Source organism: Mycobacterium sp. OTB74 (assembly GCF_029892685.1).
Classification (GTDB): Bacteria; Actinomycetota; Actinomycetes; order Mycobacteriales; family Mycobacteriaceae; genus Mycobacterium.
In genome coordinates, this window is sequence record NZ_JARXVD010000023.1 from 1 (window position 1) to 22,391 (window position 22,391).

A 22,391-nucleotide genomic window follows, 5' to 3' on the forward strand; every position below is an offset into this window, starting at 1 on the left:
TCTCCATGCCCAACCCGAGCATGTCAACCGGATAACCCGTCTTCTCCGAAACGATCGCCAGCACAACCTCACCCGCCGGCGGACCAGCCGGAGCCGCAACGGGTACGGGGACCGGTGCGGCGACAGGAGGTGCGGGTACCGCGACGGGAGCGGCCACCGCGACGGGCGCTGGCGCTACCGGCGCAGGTGCAACGGGGGCGGGCGGCATCGGGGCGGGCGCCATCGGCGCCACTGGCGTAGCGACGACGGGTGCGGGCGCGATCGGGGTCAACACCTGTTGTGGCGTAACGCTCGGCAGCGCCCTCGGGGCCTGCGCAACACTTGTCGGCTCGCCGACGATGTGCGCCATCATCTCCGTGGACATATCCAGGAACGCCTGGTGGCTCTTCGTCACCACATCCATATAGCGCTGATGCTGCTCGGCAGTCTCCTTCTGGATGCTGTCGACGATGCTCCAGACATCGCCGGACAGCGGCGCCTCGATGACCTCCGCCTGTTGAAGAACCACCGGCGCCTGCTGCTGAACGACCGGTGCCTGCACCTGCGCTACTGGCGCCGGCGTGTGCACGGCGGGCGCCTCCATCCGCTGAACCGCGGGGGCCGGCGCGGGCGACTGTACGACTGCGGGCGGCGCGGACTTCACGCTCACCTGAGCGCGCTTCGGCTTGATCGACACCTTGCCGTCGACCGGCGGATAAGGCTTGCCAAGGTTCGCTCCTCCAACCTTGACGGCGTGCTTCGGTGCCGGAACGAACTTCTGCGGCTCGGCGTAGTGGTCGAACAGTGCAACAAGATCCAGCGCTACACCGTCGGCCGCAAGCGCAGCCAGGCCGCGATGCCAACCGCGCAGACCATCGGCCTTCGGGTCATCAAGGGCCACCGCCATGTGCGCCGAGTCGCCCAGGATCTTCCCGACCAACCCGGTCAGGACCCGACTGGGACCAACCTCGATGAAGCGGGTGACCCCGTCGCGGGCCATCGCCTCGATCATTTCGCGGAACCGGACCACCTGCTGAACCTGATCGCCGAGCTGAATGGCGACATCCTCGGTGTAGACCTGCGCAGTCGCGTTCGCGTAGACGGGGAAGTTCGGCTGCCCGATCTTCAGCGTCTTCAGATACGCGGTCAACGGCGCGCTGCTCGCGGCCACGATCTCCGAGTGGAACGCCGAGGCCACGGGCAGGCGGACTGCCGTCCAACCCTTCGACTTCGCCGCGGTCTGTGCCCATTCGATATCGGACGTGTATCCAGCCAGCACCACTTGGGTGGGCGCATTGTCGTTGGCGACGACCAGCGATCCCGACTCCGGCTGGGTATCCAGTAGCGCCCGCACGTCGTCGGCGGTCGCCGACACTGCCAGCATCGCGCCGTCCTTGCCTTGGCCCGCTTCGTTCATCAGCGTGCCGCGGGTGCGAGCCGTTTCGACCAGACTCTCGGTCGGCAGCACGCCCGCTGCCGCCAGCGCGGTGACTTCACCGAAGCTGTGGCCGGCGGCCGCTGTCGCGCTGACGCCGAGAACGTCGAGCAGCGCAAGTTGCGCGAGGCTGGTCGCGGCGATGGCCGGTTGAGCGTTGGCCATCGCGGTGAGCTCTGTCTTCTGTGCGTCCACCGCGGACGCGTCGAAGACCGGCTCCGGGAAGACGACGCCTGGCAGATCGGTGAGATCACCCTCGAGCCCGTCCCACACCGCGAGCGCCTCGGGGAAGGTGAGTGCGAGATCGCCACCCATCCCGACGTACTGGCTGCCCTGTCCGGGGAACAGGAAGGCTGTCTTGCCTTCGCGAGCCGGTCCGAAACCGACGGCGATGTTGGCGTCCTTGAGCTCAGCGGCCTTACCGTCAGCCAGCGCGCTGCACAGCCGGTCCGCCACTGCCGCAAGGGATTCGGCATCTGTCGCGACCAGACCCGCACGTGCGTGCTGCGAGACATCGAACGCTTCTGCGGCCTCGAATGCGATGCGGGCAAGGCTCTCGCCTGAGCGCGCAGCGGCGACGATGTCCGCGGCCCGCTTCTGCAGGTCGGCCTCGGACCCCGCGCTGAGCACCACGAGTTCGCTGGGCAGTGTCCGCAGCCGCTTGGCGCGATGCTCACCCTGGTACTCCTCGAGCGTCACGTGGAAGTTGCTGCCGCCGAAGCCGAATGAGCTGACCGAGGCACGTCGCGGCTGGTCACTCTTGCGCACCCAGGGCCGGGTCTGCGCATTGACGTAGAACGGCGAGTCCTCAATCCCCATTGCGGGGTTGGGTCGATCCACCTTCAGCGTCCCGGGCAGTGTCGAATGCTGCAGCGCCAGTACCGCTTTGATGAGTCCGGCAGCGCCGGCAGCGGCCTTGGTGTGGCCGATCTGGGACTTCACGGATCCAATCGCGATGCGCGCAGAACTGTCGGTGAACACCGACTTCAGTCCGGCGAACTCGGCCACGTCACCCGCTTTGGTCGCGGTGCCGTGGGCTTCGACGAGTTCAACAGTCGACGGGTCGTAGCCGGCGCGCTCGTAGGCGCGGCGCAGTGCCTTGGCCTGTCCTTCGGAACGAGGCGCGTAAACGCTGGATGCCTTCCCGTCAGAGGAAGAGCCCAGGCCACGAATGACCGCGTGGATCTGGTCGCCGTCACGCTCGGCGTCGGCGAGCCGCTTGAGGGCCACCATGCCCACGCCCTCGCCGATGATCGTGCCGTCGGCACCTGCGGAGAACGGACGACAGTCACCAGTCGCGGAGAATGCCGGCGTCTTGGAGAAGCACATGAACATCATCACGTCGTTCAGCGCATCCACGCCGCCGGTCAGCACCATGTCCGACTCGTGCAGATACAGCCTGTGCAATGCCGACTGCAGCGCCGAAAGCGAACTGGCGCAAGCGGCGTCGGTTACGAAGTTGGCGCCGCCGAGGTTGAGTCGGTTGGCGACGCGGCCGGCGATGACATTACCGAGCAGGCCCGGGAAGGTGCTTTCCTGCCACGGCACATAGTGATCCGCGATGTCCTGGCAGATCTCGTCCGCCTCGTCTTCCGGTAACCCGTTCTCCAGCATCGCTTTACGCCAGATCGGCCGCTGCATCCGCGAGCCCATCTGCACAACGAGTTCGGTCGTCGAGGCAACTCCGAGAACCACGTCAACACGGTCCAGGTCGACTTCGGCGCCTTCACGTTGCACCTGATCAAGCAGCTGCCTGGCTGCGATCAAGGCGAGGATCTGTCCGGTGTCGGTCGACGGTAATGCGTTGGGCGGCAAACCGAATTGCACCGGATCGAAGTTCACCGGGTCGATGAAGCCGCCGCGCTTGCAGTAGGTCTTGTCCGGCGCCTTGGGGTCGGCGTCGAAGTAATCCTCGATCAGCCAGTGTGAGGGCGGTACCTCGGTGATGGCGTCACGGCCGGCGGTGATGGTGCGCCAGAAGCCAGTTAGCCCCGACTCGCCAGGGTAGATCGCCGACATGGCGACCACCGCGATAGGAGTGGCAGTGGGCTGGTGCGTGTTGTCAGTCAAGAGATAACCCTTATCCGAGAGGACGTGGACGGAAATCAAAGGCGGAAGCCGGCATTGCGACGCCTGCGGAGCGAAGTTGTCCGGCGCGGGTCACGGTTGCAGCTCCCTCAAGTAGGTTGAGCGCAATCTGACGAACCGTGCGCGCCTCCACCGGTTCGAGGAAACTCCCCCGCACCCATTGGTTGAAGGCACCCATAGCCGGGCCGCACCAAATCTGGTAGTCGGCGCGGCGCGCAGTATTACCATCGCGGGCCCATTGCGAGCCCGTAAACAGATACCACCGGAATACAAGAGCCATCCGGTGTTTCGGATCCGCGGCCGCACGTTCCACCTGCCGCGGGTCGCTATTGGCGAAGAAGGCCTCAGTGTCCGCCCAGATATCGGCCACACTGCGCCCAAGCACCGACGTTTCCAGGTTCGCAAGCTCCTCCGGTGGCGCCTCCTCCAGCGAGGAATAGCGGCGGTAGAAGTCAGCCAGCCGGTGGCCGCGCTGAGCGAACATCGTGCCGCGCTTGAGGACCTGCACGGTCACGCCCATCTCGAACATGTCGGCGGCCGGCGCCATCGCCACGTCGGTGGATTCGGCCAGCCCCAGCAGCGTTCGCGCATCCGGCGACAAGCCGCTTTCCACCGCGGACTGATTGACCGAACCAGTCAGCACATAGGCAGCTCCGGCGGCGAACGCGGCCGCAACGGCCGCGGGCGTCCCCAGGCCACCTGCCGCACCGACGCGGGGCAGGACCGGGTAGCCATAGGCGGAAGCGATTTCGTCGCGCAGGCTGATGAGACGAGGGAGCAGCACAGACAACGCGCGGTTGTCGGTATGACCGCCCGAATCCGCTTCAGCTGTGATGTCCTCAGCGATCGGGATTTGGCTGGCCAACGTGGCTTCCTCGTTGGTCAGGCGCCCTTCGGCTACCAGTGCGCGCAACATTTCTTCCGGCGCCGGCGAGAGAAACTGTCGCGCGACCTCGTCTCGCGACACCTTGGCGAAAATGTGTCCAGCCCGGACCACCTGTCCGTTGGCATCGCGGCGCAGGCCCTTTGCGGCATACAGCACGATCGCGGGGGTGAGGCGCATGAAAGCCGAAGCCGAAACGTAACGAACACCCAGGCGGTGGAAAAGATCGACCGTCGCCATTTCCACGCCGTCGCTCTGGATGTTGTGGATCAGATTGGCGCCCCACCCGATGGAATCCCGTCCGAGAGCGCTCTGAATCTCCAGTACACCCGCTTCAACAGTGGCCAAATCCAGTCCGGCGCTGCCGTAGAAACCCATCACCCCGGCGCGCACAGCTTCGACGGTCATCATCGGTGTGGCAATGCCGCGGGCCATCTCGCCAACCACGTACGGGAATCGCACGCCGTGCGCCGCGGTGAAACTGCGCTCGCCCAGCCATTCGGGGTACATCGCCGGCAGGACGGCGATCAAGTCCTGGCGAAGGATCTCCGGCGTCAAGCCCGCTGCGTCGAGCACGATGGGGCGCGGCCCTTGAGCCGACGCCACGACAGCAACTGGGGTACGAATGAAAGCGAGCGCCTCGGCGACGTCCGATCTATTGGACAATGCAGTCGAGGCGCCGTTTGCCGGAGGAGATGTAGCCAACGAAGCGCGCATGGTGCGGCACTCTAATGCGTCACACCGTGCCAAGTCCCGGTTTTTGACGTTGCCGTCGATATTGGCAACTACCTTGGCTTGATCTCACAGCTCGCGTTGCTGGCTACTGGTTGAACGGTTGTTTTCGCTAAGTATCAAGTACACGCGCCACACGCGGTGATCCTTCGTGTATACACCCGATACGCGGCGGACGCCGCCGCTTGAGCGTGTGTCTGTGCAAGTGATCGAACCGCCGCCGGCCCGACAGAACCGCCAGGAATTGAACCAAGCCCATGGCCTGCAGTTCAGACACCAAGGTTGACGGTCTATTCGGGCGCCCGGCGATCAGATCAGCCGAGTACAGGCGTCACCGACGAAACAAAACCGCAGTCGACAGGCCCAAAGGCCAAAAATTTTTGGTAGTAGACCTTACCTTTGCCGAGCTCCGTGCCGAGCCAGCGCGAGCAAGCTTGATCTCATTATGTTCAGCCGCGGCTGCAGAACCCTGCCGACCAATGAGCGCTTCAGCGGTGAGCGTCGAACCACCAGCAGCGCACTGTCTCTCGGGCCCCAAACGTCTGTACCGCCGTTACAGCAGGGCGCAATGGTGTCCGAGTTAGTGTGCAACCCCGGACACTGCGCGGGGCCGGTTGCCACGTTGCTCGATCTGCACGTCAGCGCGTCGCAAAATTTACCTGAAACGTTAATTTCGGCCGTCGTCGGCTGTATGGTTCCCAAACGGCACAGGCACCTACGAGATAACGGCGGATGTCGATGAATCAAGTTCGAGGCAAGAGTGGCATGTTGGTCGGCGCGTTAGCCGTCAGCACGCTCGCGACCGGGACCCTTAACGGAGTCCCAAACGCTAACGCATCGTGCTTTTCTGCCTTCGGGCTCGGCAACGGCAACGGCTGCACCAGCAGCCTGACCACCATCGCGATCGGTATCGGTGACAACGCCGCAGCCGACGCTGCCAATGGTTTATTCGATGCTTCGATCGCAATCGGCAACAATGCCAACGCCAGCAATGGCGTCACCGCGTTCACCACGGCACTGGCCCTCGGTGACAACGCTACGGCAGCAGCGCTCGTCTCTGTACTCGGAATGGTCGCACAACTAGGGCCAGGCCAGGCGAGCAGCATCGGCCCGCTCAATCTCACTGTGGGTATCTCGACCACCGGCACTGGGACAGCACAGGCCAGCACCATCGGTATCGGCAACATCGCCGTGCAACTGGGTCCGGGCACTTCAGCAGCACTCGGCGCCCTCAGCGCCGCCCTCGGTACCTCGACTGGCGTAAACGGGACGGACACCACTGGCACTTCAGGCATCGGCAACCTTGCCCTCCAAATCGGGCCAGGCTCGGCCCAGACGATCGGCCTCATCAATGCCGCCATCGGCCTTGCGCCCGACGGCACCGGGCAGCAAAAGACCATCGCCGGCCTCTTCGCCACCCTCGGTCTCAACTTTCTCGGGGACAGCACAGTGCAGACGCAGGCCTTCTTCGGTGTCGCCGCGAACCTACTGGGTGTCAGCAGCAACGTATTAGCGGGCGGGATCTTGGCTGCCGCGGCGAACATTCTGGGCAGCAACAACACTGTTCAGACTGTCGGCACCGCCAGCACCAATATTTTGGATGGGGCGTTGGCCCTCGTCGGGAACGGCAACACCGTGACCGCCGGCCCCGGTCCGCTTGCGCTCGCCGCCTCGTTCCTTCAGGTCGCTTCCAATGTCCTCCAAAACGTCCCGGGCCTGAACTTCAACGGAAATAGCACCAGCTTGGCAGCAGCGGTCAACACCGCCGCCACCAAAACCACCGCTGCCGTGGTCCCCATGACCTCGACCGCCGCCACCTCGACCGCCGCCGAGTCGACCGCCGCCACCAAAACCACCGCTGCCGTCGTCCCCATGACCTCGACCGCCGCCACCTCGACCGCCGCCGAGTCGACCGCCGCCACCCCGACCGCCGCCACCGTGCCAGCGACGACCGCCAGCAGCGACACCAAGACCACTGCCGCGGCGACCTCAAACGACAGCAAAACCACCCAGACGACCCCGCACGTGGCCACCAAGAGTTCGACGGAACTGGCAAACTCGAGCGACACCAGCGGCAACGCCCCGGAGTCGGCCAGCTCAAGCGGGTCGAACGGCACCACCAACGGTGCGGCCGCCTCGACGAACTCCAAGTCCACCGGCAAGTCGATCGCCGGCGGAGCAAATTCCCACGTGGCTCCCAACAAAACCGTGGGTAAGGGTAACTCCAACGCCACCGGCCCCAAGCACGCGAAAAAGTAGCCAAATCGACGAAGCATCATAAGGAAGTCAGGGACAAGCGATGGCGCCCAAACACAGTGCAGCGAAACGAGCAAAGACTCAAGCACGCCGCACCAAGCCCCGGCACGCCGCTGAGCCGCAGTCCAGCAAAGTTGACACACTGCTCGGGATGGGCGCCATCGTCGGCGTCAGCATCGGCGTGTCGTTCGCAACCGGACCCGTGATCGCGCACGCTGCGCCCTCCACTGGCTCAGGTTCCACAGGTTCTGGTTCTACCGGCTCCGGCTCCACCGGTTCTGGTTCCACAGGCTCCGGCTCGACTGGCTCCAAGACAGGCTCCACCGGCTCGAAGACGGGAACCTCCGGTTCGACGTCGTCTGGCTCCACCGGCTCAACTTCCTCTGGCTCCACCGGCACGGGTTCGACGTCAACATCCGGGACTACTGGCACAGGTTCGACGTCCACTGGCACCACGCACGCACCAACGACCGGGACCACAAGCACCGCTACTACGCACTCACCAACTACCGGCACCGCCACCGCGTCGACTGGCACCGCCTCGACAGGCACCACGTCCACCGGCACGGCGGCAACCGGCACCACGGCGAAGAGTTCGACTAGCGCGGCCCTGGCACCACTGCTTGCAGTAGCCGCCGCCACCACTGGAGCCTCCACCACGGATGCTTCCACCAGCGCTGCAAGCACCAGCGCGTCACCCACCACCAGCGCCGCGACAACCAGCGCATCCCCCACAACCAGCGCCGCGTCAAGCACCAGCGCTGCCAGCACGAGCGCCGCAAGCACCAGCGCATCACCCACCAGCGGCGCTAGCGCACTTGCCGCCGTCACTTCAGCAAGTGCCTTGGCCGCGACGACGAGTGCATCGACCACGACGACCACCTACGTCCGTCCCCTCATCGGCAATGGTGCCGACGGGACCGCGTCCAGCCCGGACGGCCAGCCTGGTGGATGGCTCATCGGCAATGGCGGCGCGGGCTACTCGCCACCAGCGGGTTCCGGCCTGGCCGCCGGCAACGGCGGCGCCAGCGGTCTCATCGGCAACGGCGGAGACGGCGGTAACGGCGTTGACGGCGGTAACGGTGGAAATGGTGGGGCGGCAAGTTTGTGGGGCTCCGGCGGCAAGGGCGGGTCAGGCGGGAACGCCACCACAGCCGGCGGGTCCGGCGGCAACGGCGGAAACGGCGGCCAGGGTGGGTTGCTCGGCGGAGGAAATGGCGGCGTCGGCGGCGCCGGCGGGAATGGTCTGAGCGGAGGCAACGGAGGAAACGGCGGCACCGGCGGCACCGCCGGATATCTCAGCGCACCCGGCAATGGCGGCGCTGGCGGTAACAGCGACACCGGCACCGGTGGCAACGGCGGGATGGGCGGCAACGGCCTAATGGCCGGCGGAACCGGTGGAGCGGGTGGAACCGGCGCCAACGGCGGGGCCGGCGGCGAAGGCGGCACTGCAGACAACTTCGGATTTGGCAACGTCGTCGGCGGGAACGGCGGCCAGGGCGGTATCGGCACCGCCGGGTTCGGCGGGGCCGGCGGTGAAGGCGGCAACGCCATCATGGGGGTCTATGACTTCACGCTCGGCGGAAACCTTCCATCTCCGTGGGGTACGGCCACCGGCGGAAACGGGGGCGCTGGAGGTACCGGTACCACCATCGGTGGCGCCGGCGGCAAGGGCGGCAGCGCTTACAACTTCCAAACCGACGGCACACCCACCACCATCGGTGGCGCGGGCGGCGCCGGAGGCCAGGGCGGCACTGGCGCCGGAGGCAACGGCGGCCAAGGCGGCGGCGCGTTCGCAGCTCTGGTCGCGACTACGACGGCCGGGGCCGGCGGGGCAGCTGGCCCGGCCGGCACCGGCGCGGCCGGTTTGGTTGGAGCGACGGGCATAACCGGCACAATCACCGACCTCACCTCACCGCCCACCACTGTCACCAACACCGTGACCACGACGCCACCCACCGTGACGAGCACGGTCACTACGACGCCACCCACCGTGACGAGCACGGTCACCACCACACCACCGACGGTGACCAACACCCAAACCACGACCGCGACCGTCACGGCCCCACCGGTCACCACGACGGTGACCGCACCGCCAGTGACAACCACTGAAACCACGACGGCTCCGCCCGTCACCACGACCGCGACTGTCACGGCACCTCCGGTGACCAGTACGGAAACCACCACTGCCACAGCACCTCCGGTGACCAGTACGGAAACCACCACCGCGACGGTGACCGCACCACCAGTGACAACCACTGAAACCACGACGGCTCCGCCCGTCACCACGACCGCGACTGTCACGGCACCTCCGGTGACCAGTACGGAAACCACCACTGCCACAGCACCTCCGGTGACCACGACCGAAACCACGACCGCAACCTCAACAGTGACCTCGACGCCGCCTCCGGTGACCACCACCGAAACCACAACGGCGACAAGCACTGTCACCACAACCGAGACCGCACCTCCTGTGACAGTCACGGTGACCGTGACCACCACGCCGGGCCCCTAGCGGTCGAAGGGCAGCGGGCAAAGGGACACGCGCCCGTCGTACGCCTGCGTTGACCCTGCGCTGCAGGCGACAAATCCCTAGTGGGGTGCCGCCGTGGCCGCAGAGTCAATACGGGTTGTCTGGTCGATCCTCATATGGGGGCCCCTCTGTCACGGGGCAGGGTGAAGCGGCGGCCGTAACCGCCGTCAGGGCCGCCGCTTCGTTGTTGCCAGCACGCACCCGTCAATTGGTGCGGCGTGTCGATGGTGTTGGTCGACGAGAGGGGTCATGTCTCAAATACGGGGTTGGTTACCGCAGGCAGGACGGGACTTTCGGCAGAAGTGCACGACCTCTGCGAAGAATGAGCAGCAACCATCGTTGCATAGCAATCCTGTTGCGCAGCAATATGATTGGCTCAACAGGATCATCGCGTGTCAGTGGTGTCTTCCGCGTACCGAACTGGCACCGCTAATGATTCTGCGGCCAGGGCGACGTCCCCTCGACGTTTGCCGCCCTCACCGGAATTCAAGCATCCAAGCGGGCGAATTCTTTGCGCTGGTACTGCTGTCCGCACAGAGCCCTGCGGATCTTGCCGCTGGTGGTGACCGGAACCGAGCCCGGCGCTACCAGGACCAGATCCCCGACAGCAATGCCGTGCGCAGTGGAGATCGCCGACGTGACGTCACGCTTGATGGCGTTGAGCTTTTCCTTCACCTCGTCTTCGGAGTCGCCACGCTTCCTGACTTCCATCACAACGACAAGCTGCTCGATGCCGTCGTCCGGAACGGCGACCGCGGCGCACCGGCCGCCGGTGATGTCCGAGACCGTCCCCTCGATGTCTTCGGGGGCATGGTTGCGGCCATAGATGATCAGGAGGTCCTTGATCCGGCCCACCACGAACAGCTCCCCCTCCGAGAAGAAGCCAATGTCGCCAGTCCTCAGCCAGGGGCCTTCCGGTGTGTCCTCCGACGGATCCACAACCATGCCGCCGAAAGTGCGCGCGGTCTCCTCGGGTTTTTGCCAGTAGCCTTCACTCACGTTGTCGCCGCGCACCCAGATCTCGCCGGTCGTGCCCGCCGGGCACTCGGTGCGGGTCTCTGGATCAACGATCCGCAAAAGCGGTGACAACGCCGTTATGGGCCCGTCATAGCTGACCAGCGGTGTCCCATCGTCGCCGTCGCTTCGCTTGGCCTGGCCGGCACCCAGCGCATCGGTGTCGAAGTAGACGACCTTTATCGGGTCCTCCGGCCGTGGCGTCGACATGTACAGCGTCGCCTCGGCCATGCCATACGACGGCTGTATCACCTCTTCGCGAAGGTTGAAGCGGGCGAACCGATCGGTAAAGCGCTTGATCGTCACGGGCTGGACCCGCTCGGCACCGCTTTGGATGGTGTGCACACCGCCGAGGTCGAGCCCAGCCATGTCCTCGTCAGTGGTCTTCTTTGCCGCCAGCTCGAAAGCGAAGTTCGGCGCTGCCGTAAATGCACAGGGATTGGTTGCCAGCAGCTGCATCCAGCGTGCAGGTCGCTGGAGGAACGAGACCGGGCTGGTGAGCACAGCGGGAGTCCCCAACACAATCGGTGAGCAAACTCCCAAGATCAATCCCAAGTCGTGAAAGAACGGCAGCCACGACACAAACGTCAAGTCCGGCGGGGTGACCCCGCCATGCCTCGAGTAATCGGTTGTGATCTGTTGGAGATTGGTCAGAAGGTTTGTATAGGAAATCATTACGCCGGCCGGCGAACGGGTCGACCCGGACGTGTACTGCAAATACGCGGTGGCCCGGGGATCGTCGGAAAGGCAGTCTTCCGCGTCATCGAAGCTGACCCGGGCGTCCAGATCCAGCAAATCAACCTCGACGAGCGATGGCGCAGCCTGCCCGGGTTGCGGCGTAATGCTGCGGGCGGTCTCGGTCGCAACGGACGATGTCGTGAGAACGGCCACCGGCGACGCATCGCGCATTACCGAATCAACACGCTCATCGGTGACGCCGCCCATCGGGACAGAAAGCGGAACCGGAATGACTCCGGCCTGCAATGCACCCAGAAAGCCCAGGATGTATTCCAGCCCCTGTGGCGCGATGATCATGGCGCGATCACCGGGTGATGCACACAGCCTGAGCTCGCGCGCGACGTTGAGCACCCGTCGATACAACTGCGGCCATGTCAGGCTTAGCGGAACCCCGGCCCAGTCCTGCTCGTAGTCGAGAAACGTGTACGCCGTGTCGTCCGGTTGCAGACTGGCGCGTTCGCGCAGCAGCGCTGGTATAGAGGACTGAATCACCTGTGTCACGCCGTGCAAGTTACCGTAGCCGCCGCATCCGTCGCGGCCATATCTTCGGAATCGTCAATTTTGACCGCCGGCGAGATCCGCAGGCCAGTCGATCAACTGAGCCCACCAACGGCAGGCCGAGGCGGTGTCGTCCTACATGGGCGACTTCAAGCATTCCGCCCACGTAGCTACGGTGACTGCTAAATTGACGCCGGCGAAGGCATCGCCGGCGAGCGAGGGCGCCCGCGCGTCTGTCAAGCACCGGCGAGTCGTTGCTGTGAGGAGTCTAGATGGTTTCATTCGATGGTCGGCCGAGCGACTCGGGCTCGGCAAATCTCGAGCCCACGCCGAACATCAAGTCGACCACTCCAGTCGCTGTCATCGGAATGGCCTGCCGACTTCCCGGCGGTATCGACTCCCCCGAGCAACTCTGGGAGGCGTTGCTGCGGGGCGACGACCTGATCGCCGAAGTTCCGCGCGACCGCTGGGACAACGACGATTACTACGACCCCGAGCCAGGTGTGCCGGGTCGGACGGCATCGAAGTGGGGTGCCTTCCTTGACGACGTCGCCGGCTTCGATTCCGAATTCTTCGGGCTCGACGAGAGCGAGGCGACCGCGCTCGATCCACAGCACCGCCTGCTGCTGGAGGCCTCGTGGGAAGCGGTGGAGCACGCCGGTCTCACGCCCGACGCACTGCGCGGCTCACTGACCGGCGTGTTCATGGGACTTTCGCATCTCGACTATCAATTGATCAACGCCGACTCCGAAGTGATGGAGGGGCCATACGGCTTCCAGGGCAACGCACTGGCCATGGCGGCCGGGCGTATCGCCTCCACCCTCGGACTCCACGGTCCCGCGCTGGCGCTTGACACCGCAGGTTCCTCCGGCCTGTTCGCGGTGCACACGGCATGCCGCAGTCTGGGCGACGGCGAAAGCGATCTCGCGCTGGCCGGTGGCGCGTATGTCATGTTGGACCCGCGGAAGTACGTCGCGGGGACGGCGGCAGGACAGCTGTCTCCGACTGGGCGCTGCCATTCGTTCGACGCCGCAGCCGACGGATATGTGAGTGGCGAGGCTTCCGCGGTGGTGCTGCTCAAGCGCCTGCCTGACGCACTGCGGGACGGCGATCGGATCCTGGCCGTGGTGCGTGGCACGGCCGCCAACCAAAACGGCCACACTGCGGATACCTCGACACCGTCGGTGACCGCGCAGACCGCGGTGTACCGGGCGGCGCTGCAGGCAGCGGGCGTGGATGCGGGCAGCGTCGGCATGGTTGAGGCGCACGGTCCCGGCACCCCGCAGGGCGATCTCATCGAATACGCCAGCCTGAGTGAGGTATACGGCGTCGACGGCCCATGTGCGCTCGCGTCGGTGAAAACCAACTTCGGCCATACCCAGTCGGCCTCCGGAGTCCTCGGATTGATGAAGGCGGTCCTCGCACTACAGCACGGCGCCATTCCGCGGAATCTGCACTTCAGCCAGCTGCCAGATGAAATGGCCCGCATCGACACGAAACTTTTTGTGCCACAGGCAACTACAGACTGGCCGACGAACGGTCAGCATCCCCGCCGGGCAGCGGTGTCGTCGTATGGAGTGTCGGGAACCAATGTCCACGCCATTGTGGAGGCAGCTCCCGAGTCTGCGGAAACGGCTGCCGAAGCCCCAACATCGTTGACGCAACTGCTTTTCCCGCTTTCCGCGACCTCGGCCGCGGAACTGCGCCGCACCGCCGGCCGACTCGCCGACTGGGTGCAAGCACATGATGACGCCGCGTTGCCGGACCTCGCCTACACCCTGGCCCGTCGGCGCGCGCACCGCTCGGTACGCACCGCCGTCACTGCGGGCAACCGGCCCGAGCTTGCCAGCACTTTGCGCGAGGTCGCCGACGGTGATACCGCGTATCAGGCCACGTCCGGACAAGACGAGCGCGGACCGGTGTGGGTGTTCTCGGGACAGGGTTCGCAGTGGGCCCGCATGGGTGCCGACCTGCTCGCAAACGAACCGGTATTCGCAGCCACTGTCGCGCAGGTCGAGCCGCTCATCGCCCGCGAGTCCGGATTCTCGGTGACCGAGGCGATAACGGCGCCGGAGGTGGTTGCCGGCGATGACCGGTTGCAGCCGGCCGTGTTCACCATGCAGGTCGCGCTGGCGGCCACCCTGAAGTCGTACGGCGCACGTCCGGGCGCGGTTATCGGATATTCGATGGGTGAGGTCGCCGCGGCGGTGGTCTCCGGAGCGCTGTCATTGGAAGACGGGGTGCGCGTCATCTGCCGGCGTTCGCGGCTGATGTCCACCATCGCCGGTTGCGGCATCATGGCGTCGGTCCAACTGCCTGCCAAGCAGGTGCTTTCGGAACTGACGATGGGCGGCATCAAGGACGCCGTCGCCGGGGTGGTGGCCTCGCCGCAGACCACGGTGATCAGCGGTGCCACCGACACTGTTCGCGATCTGATGGCGGCGTGGGAACAGCGTGATCTGACGACCCGTCAGGTCGACATCGATGTTGCCGCGCATTCGCCTCTGGTCGATCCGATCCTCACCGAGCTGGCCGAAGTTCTCGCGGAGATCAAGCCGCTGACGCCGGAGATCCCCTTCTACTCGGCGACCGGCTTCGACCCGCGCGAGGAGCCGGTGTGCAACGGCAAATACTGGGTGAAAAATCTTCGCAACACGGTGCGGTTTGCCGCGGCGGTGCGGGCCGCCGCGGAGGACGGGTATCGGGTCTTCGCCGAGCTGGCACCACACCCCATGCTCACTGAGGCTGTTCAACAGACCGCTGTGAGTTTGGACGTGCCGCTGGCCAACTTCGCCAGCATGCACCGCGGACAGGAACTACCGGACGGACTGCGCGGCCTGGTAGCGGATCTATACAGTGCGGGCGCCGCGCTCGACTTCTCCGCGCTGTATCCGAATGGGCGGCTGTTGGATGCGCCGCTGCCGACCTGGGCGCACCACCGGCTGTGGTTGAGCCCCAATGACGGGAAAGCCCCCGCACATGGCGGCGCCACCGTTTCAGTGCATCCGCTGCTGGGCCAGCATGTGCACTTGCATGAGGAACCCGAGCGCCACATCTGGCAGGCCGACATCGGCACCGCCACTCAGCCCTGGCTGGACGATCACCGGATCCGCGATGTGGCTGTGCTCCCGGCAGCGGCTTACTGCGAGATGGCGCTGTCGGCCGCGGACATTGTGCTGGGGGAAGCTTCTGAGGTCCGCGACATCAGCTTCGAGCGGGCGCTGCTGATCGACGAGCAGACCCCGGTCGGCGCCTCGACGTCGCTGTCGTCACCTGGTGTCGTCGACTTCGTCGTCGACACCAACCAGGGGGGCGACCAGGCACGCCACGCTGTCGCAGTCCTGTACGCCGCAGAGGATGTGCCCCCGCCCGCTTACGACGTGCCCGCGCTACTCGCCGCGCATCCGCATCGCGAGGACGGCACCGAACTGCGCAAGGACCTAGACCAGCGTGGCGTTCAGTGCGGTCCGGCGTTCACCGGTCTGGCAGGCGTGCGGATTGGCGAGCAGCAAGCCGACACCGTGCTGGCCGAGGTCGCCCTGCCCAGCCGAATGCGTTCGCAACAGGGCGCTTACACCATTCACCCGGCACTGCTGGATGCATGTTTCCAATCGGTGGGAACCAGTCCGCACATCCAGGCCCTTGGCGACCAGGTACAGGGCTTGCCATTGGGCGTTCGACGACTGCGCTCCTACGGGCCTTCCCGCAACGCCTACTACTGCTACACGCGGGTGACCAGAGTCGATACCTCCGGGTTCGAGGCCGACCTCGACGTGCTCGACCAGGACGGGATGGTCCTGCTGAGGGTGCAGGGCCTGTTGTGCGGAACCGGCTTGTCCGAAACCGCCCAGAAGGATCGGCTCCTGAGCGAGCGGTTGTTGACCATCGAGTGGCAGCAGCGCGAATTACCCGAGGCGGGCGAGATCGATGCCGGAAACTGGCTGCTGATCAACACCACCACCCCGGACGTGGTGGCCACCAGTTTGAGCGACGCCTTGAAAAGCCATGGCGCACAATGCACTTCCATGTGCTGGCCACTACAAGACAGTGACCCGACGCCGTACGCAGACAAACTGGCCGGCGAATTCACCGGAGTGGCGATCCTCACGGGGCCGAAAACCGAAGGCGCCGTGGACCAGTCCCCGCGGCTGGGCAGCGAGTATGTGCAACATCTGGTGCGCATCGCCAGCGAATTACTACAGCTCCCGGGCAAGCTGCCGCAACTTGTCGTGGTGACCCGCGGCGCCCAGACTGTGCTGCCCGGTGATATAGCCAATCTGGAGCAGGGCGGGCTGCGTGGCTTGGTACGGGTGATCGGCGCCGAGTACCCGCAGTTGCACACCACTCAGATCGACGTGGACGACACCACCGATGCCGACCAGTTGGCAGGGCAACTTCTCAGCGTATCCGACGAAGACGAGACCGCCTGGCGAGACGGCTCGTGGTACGTGGCACGGCTGTGCACCGCTCCGCTGGCCCCCGAGGAACGCCGCATCACCGTCGCCGACCACGAGCGCGACGGTATGCGCTTGCAGATCCGCACACCAGGCGATCTGGAAACCCTGGAACTTATTGGCTTCGAACGGGTTTCACCGGGACCAGGACAGATCGAGGTCGCGGTCAGCGCATCCAGCATCAATTTCGCCGACGTTCTGGTCGCGATGGGCCTGTTCCCCAGCATCGAAGGGGACCTGCCCGAACTGGGTATGGACTTTGCCGGGGTGGTCACCGCCGTCGGTCCGGATGTCAACGACCATCACGTCGGTGACCGCGTCGGCGGGTTCTCGCCGAACGGCTGTTGGGGCACGTTCGTCACGTGTGACGCGCACCTTGCCGTCACCCTCCCGGAAAGCCTGAGCGACCACCAAGCCGTCGCGGTCTCCACCGCCACCGCCACCGCCTGGTACGGCCTGCATGAGCAGGCCCGGATCGCATCGGGCGACCGGGTCTTGATCCACTCCGCGACCGGCGGCGTCGGCCAGGCGGCCATCGCGATCGCCAAGGCCGCAGGAGCGGAAATCTTTGCCACCGCAGGTAACGAAGATCGTCGACAGTTGTTGCGCGACATGGGAATCAAGCATGTCTACGACTCACGCAGCACCGAGTTCGCCCAGCAGATCCGGCGCGACACCGACGGGTATGGCGTGGATGTCGTGCTCAACTCGCTGCCCGGCGCCGCGCAGCGTGCCGGATTCGAATTGCTGGCCATCGGCGGGCGTTTCATCGAGATCGGCAAACGCGACGTCTATGGCAACACCAGGCTGGGGCTCTTGCCGTTCCACCGCAATCTGACGTTCTACTACCTGGACCTGGCGCTGATGTCGCTCAGCCACCCCCAACGCGTTGGAGAGTTGCTGCGCACCGTGTTCCGGCTCGCGGCAGAGGGCGAGCTTCCGCCTGCGGAGTGTACCTCCTACCCGCTGGCCGACGCTGCCACCGCGGTCCGGGTGATGGGTGCGGCGCAGCACACCGGCAAACTCATTCTCGAGGTGCCCGGCGTCGGGCACAGCAGCGTGGTGATGCCACCGGAGCAGTCTCCGGCCTTCCGCCGCGACGGCGCTTACCTCATCACAGGCGGGCTCGGTAGTCTCGGATTGTTCTTGGCCGAGAAGCTGGCCACGGCCGGCTGCGGCCGCATCGTGCTCACCTCCCGTTCGCAGCCGACTCTCAAAGCGCTGGAAACTATCGAACTGATCCGGTCGATGGGTACCGACGTCGTGGTGCACTGCGGTGACATCGCCGAGCCCAGCACCGCACAGCAGCTGGTGGCCGCTGCAACCGCCACCGATCTGCCGCTGCGCGGTGTGCTGCATGCCGCGGCGGTGGTCGAAGACGCCACATTGCCGAACATCACTGGCGACATCGTCGAACGCGACTGGGCACCAAAGGTTTACGGTGCGTGGAACTTGCACTGCGCCCTTGAGGAAGCCGAGGCCGGCCAGCAGTTGGACTGGTTCTGCTCGTTCTCCTCGGCGGCCGCGCTGGTGGGCTCGCCGGGGCAGGGAGCCTACGCCGCAGCCAACGGCTGGCTGGACGCCTTCACGCGGTGGCGACGGGCCAACGGCCGCCCGGCCACCTCGATCGCCTGGGGCACATGGGGCCAGATCGGCTCCGGCGCCGTCCTCGCAGAGGACACCGGCGTTGCCATCGCTCCCGACGACGGCGCGTACGCACTCGAAGCGCTGCTACGGTACGACCGCGCCTACACCGGGTATGCACAGATCATCGGCACACCGTGGTTGACCACGTTCGCCCTGCGCAGCACCTTCGCCGAAGCCTTCCGCGCCACAGATCAAAACGCAACGGGCACAAGCAAACTGCGCGCGGAACTTGATGCGCTGCCCCACGACGAATGGCCCACTCGACTGCGGCTGCTGGTCGCCGACCAAATCAGCCTGATCCTGCGTCGCAATGTCGAGCCCGACCGGCCTCTCGCCGAGTACGGCGTTGACTCGCTCGGAGCCCTCGAACTACGCACCCGCATAGAGGCCGAAACGGGAATACGCCTCACTCCGAGTGATGTCGCCGTTGGCACCGTGCGTGGTTTGGCGGAGGTGCTATACGAAAAGTTGGCACCTACAGACAGCGACGCGTCAGCCTAGCCGGCATCCATGACGCCGACCGCCGACGGGGCATCATCGCCATGCGATGCGAGACAGAAAGTTTGGGAGGATCATGAACGCCATTCTTAGAGTGAGCGCGTTGGGCTTCGGCCAGCTCGTCACGATCGGGTTGCTGCTATTCATACCGGCAGGCAAGGTCAACTACGGGCAGGCATGGGCGTTCCTGGCGATTTTCGCGCTGACGGCCTGGCTACCCAGCATCTACCTGCAGGTCACCAATCCCGTTGCCCTGCAACGGCGGATGCGGAGCGGTCCGATCGCTGAAGGCCGGGCGGTGCAGAAGATTGTCATGCTGGGCCTCTACGGATCGCTGGTGGCTATATGCGTGGTCAGCGCTCTTGACCATCGCTTCGGCTGGTCGTCGGTACCGTTGGCGCTCTGCGTGATCGGCAATGTGCTGGCAGGTGCCGGCCTGCTTGTGGCGGTTGTGGTCGCCGTTCAGAACACCTACGCGTCCACAACCGTTCAGGTGGAGTCGGGCCAAAAGGTCGTCAGCACCGGCCTCTATGGTCTCGTGCGGCACCCCATGTACACCGGCAACGTAATGATATTGGTAGGCCTGCCCCTAGCCCTTGGCTCTTTGTGGGCACTCGCCTTCGTCATCCCTGGGGTTGCCGTACTCGCCGCACGTATCCAGGATGAGGAGAAGCTGCTCGGCGCCGAGTTGGCCGGATATGACGAATACACCCAGAAGGTCCGTTCACGCCTGATCCCACAGGTGTGGTGAGGGCTCGACTCCTACTCGAAATGTGCTGGGCCGATTGAGTCGGTGTAGCCGACCAGTACCGGCCGCGACCGGCCGGCTGTGCGCGCTAATGTCTTCGCACGCCGGGAAGTGTCTCGCCTCATTCCCGCCAAGTACGTAGCGGCACGAAGTTAACGCACCTGAGGCGAATCACTCGAAGCCAGGGATACTGACAAACCCGCGGGTGTACTTAATGAGAAGTGCGCGAAGCGATTCGTCGTCCATCGCGGTGGATGCCGGATGGATGACCGCCATGCTGATTGCACCAGAGATCATCGCGGCGGCGATGCGGCCCTCATCGTCCCGTTCGCCGACCAGCGCGCAGTAAAGGCGTTCGATGAACTGTTGGAACGGAGAATATTCAGACAACAGACGTGCAATGACCGGGTCGAACTGCAGGGAACTCGCTCGTCCACGCTCGGCGACAGCCAGATCGATGACGGTTGTCAAGAGCATTGCCTGAGCACGCGGGAGACCTTCTGACAGCTCCGCCACGATCAGCGCATCCTCGAGCTTACCCAGCTGCCGCGCGACCAGTGCTATGACGAGATCTTCCTTCGCCTTGAATTGACGGTATACCGCCCCTTTCGTGATGCCGAGCGCGTCGGCGATCATTTGATACGAAGTGGCGGCCACACCGTGAACTGCGATGAGGTCCAGCGCAGCGTCGAGAATTCGCATCTGGGGTGCACTGGCTGGCACAGAGAAACACCGCACGGGCGCCTCGTCAGTACGACTCATTGTCCAAACATACTTGGCGCGCCAACAGCGAAGACAACTTCTGGCGGCGTCGAACGCAGAACCACCGGACCGGTCCGAAATATCTGCAAGATCGATTTGCCGAAACTCCGTGCGGTATGTGCTCGTCAGCTTTACAGTCTACGACTGTGTACCGAACTGTAGCCGTGCGTCAGTTCGGCTACCGTTGGATGTCGAGGTCGCGACTCGATGACTTGCCGCAACTGCTGGCGCCGTCGGAAGCAGCTCAGAGGGGATCTCCGGTTCCGACGGGCAGTGCTCACGCGTTCCGTGGCGGAGGCGGTCGAATCCGCCGGTGGTCTGATTTGTTATCGGGCGACGGCGGCTGGGGCGTGACCGTGATTCGCCCCGCTCAGCAAGCTCAGGTAAGAAAGGTGCAATTCAGGTGACGGATCTGCAAGTGCGGAAGCTGCGATTCGGTTTCGATGAGTATCCCGTTCCTTTCATCTGGAATCCGTCCGATGCGGCCTTCTCCTGCGCAGGCAACATGCTGTCCTTCATGTTTCTCGCTATCGAGAAGATGATCACCGCAACGGTCCACGAGGCGATGCCCAAGATCACTGACCCCGAGGTCGCGGAAGAGGCTCTGGCGTTCGTCCGCCAAGAAGGCCAGCACAGCATGGCGCACCGTCAGCATGTGAAGGGGCTGATCAAGGCCTACCCCGTCCTGCGGGAGACCCTCGATGAGGTGGTGGCAATTTATGACGATCTGACCGCCAACACGCCGTTGAAGTATCGGTTGGCTTATATCGCCGATCTGGAGGCAACGTTCACACCGACGTTCACCATGATGCTCAACAACGCCCACAAATTGTTCGCCCCCGGCGACGATCGCGTGGCCTCGTTGTTCCTATGGCATTTCGTCGAGGAAATCGAGCACCGCAGCTCTGCCCTGATCATCTATGACGACGTCGTCGGCGACCGGTGGTATCGCATGCGGGTCGCACCGTCGGTTTTCCAACACGGCGCGGCAGCGATGGTGACAGTCGTCGACAGCTTCAACAAAAACATCCCGGTCGAGCAACGAAAAGTCGACGCGACATCGATGTTCGGGCGAGAGGTCAAACTTATACTCACGCAGCGGTTTCCATGCCTGAAGGGGTTCCGGCGGTTCGACATCCCCGACTACGGACCGGTCCCGAAAATGTATCCGCATATACCGCGCCGAGAGCAGGCAGCCACCGCAATCAGGGTTATGCGCACCCAGATTCCAGGTCACAGTCCCGGCAAACACAAACTACCTCCCCTCGCTGTTGAATGGCTTGCCCGCTACCATGCCGGCTACGACGTCACCCGGTGGTACACCACAGCACGGGACCACGCGTCATAAGGTTGGTGCGCGCGACCAGCCGGCTCAAGGTGTTCACGGTCGGGGCGGCATCATCGGCATACGGTACGGGACAAAAGGTTTGGGAAGATTGTGAACGCCGTCCTTAAAGTGATGGCCTTGGGCCTTGGCCAACTCGTCTCGATCGGGCTGCTGTTGTTCTTGTCGGCAGGAACGTTCGATTACTGGCAGGCATGGGCGTTCCTGGCGGTGCTCGCACTTTCGGCCGTGATACCCAGCATCTACTTGCAGCTCACAAATCCCGCCGCGCTCGAGCGACGGATGCGTGGCGGGCCGGCGGCAGAGGCCCGAACTGTGCAAAAGATCGTCATGGCCGGCTTGTACCTATCGCTCGCGGCGATGTGCGTGGTCAGCGCCCTGGACCATCGATTCGGCTGGTCGGCGGTACCGACGGCAATCTGCTTGGTCGGTGATGCTCTGGTAGCCGCCGGCCTAGCTGTGGTCGTCCTGGTGGTCACTCAAAACAGCTATGCGTCCACAACCGTCCAGGTGGAAGCAGGCCAGAACGTCGTCTCCACCGGTCTGTATGGGCTGGTCAGGCACCCCATGTATACCGGCAATACGATTGTGCTGGTGGGCCTGCCTCTCGCACTCGGTTCGTACTGGGCGCTCGCCCTCATCGTGCCTGGCCTCTTGGTGCTCGCCACCCGCATCCGCGACGAGGAGAGGCTGCTCCAGGAAGAGTTGATGGGCTACCGCGAGTACACGCAGGCGGTTCGCCATCGCCTCGTACCGTGTGTCTGGTAGCAGCTACAAGGCG

11 protein-coding genes are annotated in these 22,391 nt (G+C 64.7%); 6 read left to right on the top strand and 5 right to left on the bottom strand.

The features are described from left to right. The coding region (locus tag M2432_RS24200) for a beta-ketoacyl synthase N-terminal-like domain-containing protein (RefSeq protein WP_280829385.1) at positions 1-3,484 on the bottom strand (3,484 nt) is incomplete at its 3' end. Between the two features lie 10 nt (positions 3,485-3,494). Next, complete coding sequence (locus M2432_RS24205) at positions 3,495-5,102, bottom strand: PfaD family polyunsaturated fatty acid/polyketide biosynthesis protein (protein WP_280829386.1); 1,608 nt, start codon at positions 5,100-5,102, stop codon at positions 3,495-3,497. A 753-nt stretch (positions 5,103-5,855) separates the two neighbouring features. Here M2432_RS24205 and M2432_RS24210 point away from each other — a divergent pair. Continuing rightward, positions 5,856-7,376: a hypothetical protein gene (locus tag M2432_RS24210; RefSeq protein WP_280829387.1), complete on the top strand. Its 1,521-nt coding sequence runs from the start codon at positions 5,856-5,858 to the stop codon at positions 7,374-7,376. 78 nt (positions 7,377-7,454) lie between these two features. On the opposite strand, the gene M2432_RS24215 is transcribed toward M2432_RS24210, so the two are convergent. Beyond that, a complete protein-coding gene (locus M2432_RS24215) occupies positions 7,455-8,246 on the bottom strand; it encodes a hypothetical protein (protein ID WP_280829388.1) in 792 nt (263 codons plus the stop codon). Between M2432_RS24215 and M2432_RS24220 the strand changes: the two genes are divergently transcribed. After that, the gene (locus M2432_RS24220; RefSeq protein WP_280829389.1) at positions 8,218-9,888 is read left to right on the top strand and encodes a PGRS repeat-containing protein; all 1,671 of its coding nucleotides are present in this window, start codon (positions 8,218-8,220) and stop codon (positions 9,886-9,888) included. The two genes, M2432_RS24215 and M2432_RS24220, sit on opposite strands and share 29 nt — an antisense overlap. A 504-nt stretch (positions 9,889-10,392) precedes the next feature. Here the strand turns inward: M2432_RS24220 and M2432_RS24225 are convergent. Next, positions 10,393-12,150: an AMP-binding protein gene (locus tag M2432_RS24225; protein WP_280829415.1), complete on the bottom strand. Its 1,758-nt coding sequence runs from the start codon at positions 12,148-12,150 to the stop codon at positions 10,393-10,395. A 278-nt stretch (positions 12,151-12,428) separates the two neighbouring features. On the opposite strand from M2432_RS24225, the gene pks2 reads away from it, so the two are divergent. Next, entirely contained in the window at positions 12,429-18,758 is a 6,330-nt protein-coding gene (gene pks2, locus M2432_RS24230; RefSeq protein ID WP_280829390.1) for a sulfolipid-1 biosynthesis phthioceranic/hydroxyphthioceranic acid synthase, read from the top strand. Positions 18,759-18,831: 73 nt separating this feature from the next. After that, on the top strand, positions 18,832-19,506 hold the full coding sequence (locus tag M2432_RS24235; RefSeq protein ID WP_280829391.1) for an isoprenylcysteine carboxylmethyltransferase family protein: 675 nt from the start codon (positions 18,832-18,834) through the stop codon (positions 19,504-19,506). Positions 19,507-19,674: 168 nt separating this feature from the next. On the opposite strand, the gene M2432_RS24240 is transcribed toward M2432_RS24235, so the two are convergent. Then, on the bottom strand, positions 19,675-20,265 hold the full coding sequence (locus M2432_RS24240) for a TetR/AcrR family transcriptional regulator (RefSeq protein WP_280829392.1): 591 nt from the start codon (positions 20,263-20,265) through the stop codon (positions 19,675-19,677). Between the two features lie 403 nt (positions 20,266-20,668). On the opposite strand from M2432_RS24240, the gene M2432_RS24245 reads away from it, so the two are divergent. Together M2432_RS24245 and M2432_RS24250 are read left to right on the top strand one after the other, a co-directional pair. Further along, positions 20,669-21,613 carry a metal-dependent hydrolase gene (locus M2432_RS24245; protein WP_280829393.1) on the top strand — a complete coding sequence of 315 codons (945 nt, stop codon included), beginning with the start codon at positions 20,669-20,671 and terminating at the stop codon, positions 21,611-21,613. 90 nt (positions 21,614-21,703) lie between these two features. Then, on the top strand, positions 21,704-22,378 hold the full coding sequence (locus M2432_RS24250) for an isoprenylcysteine carboxylmethyltransferase family protein (protein WP_280829394.1): 675 nt from the start codon (positions 21,704-21,706) through the stop codon (positions 22,376-22,378). Positions 22,379-22,391: the final 13 nt, after the last annotated feature.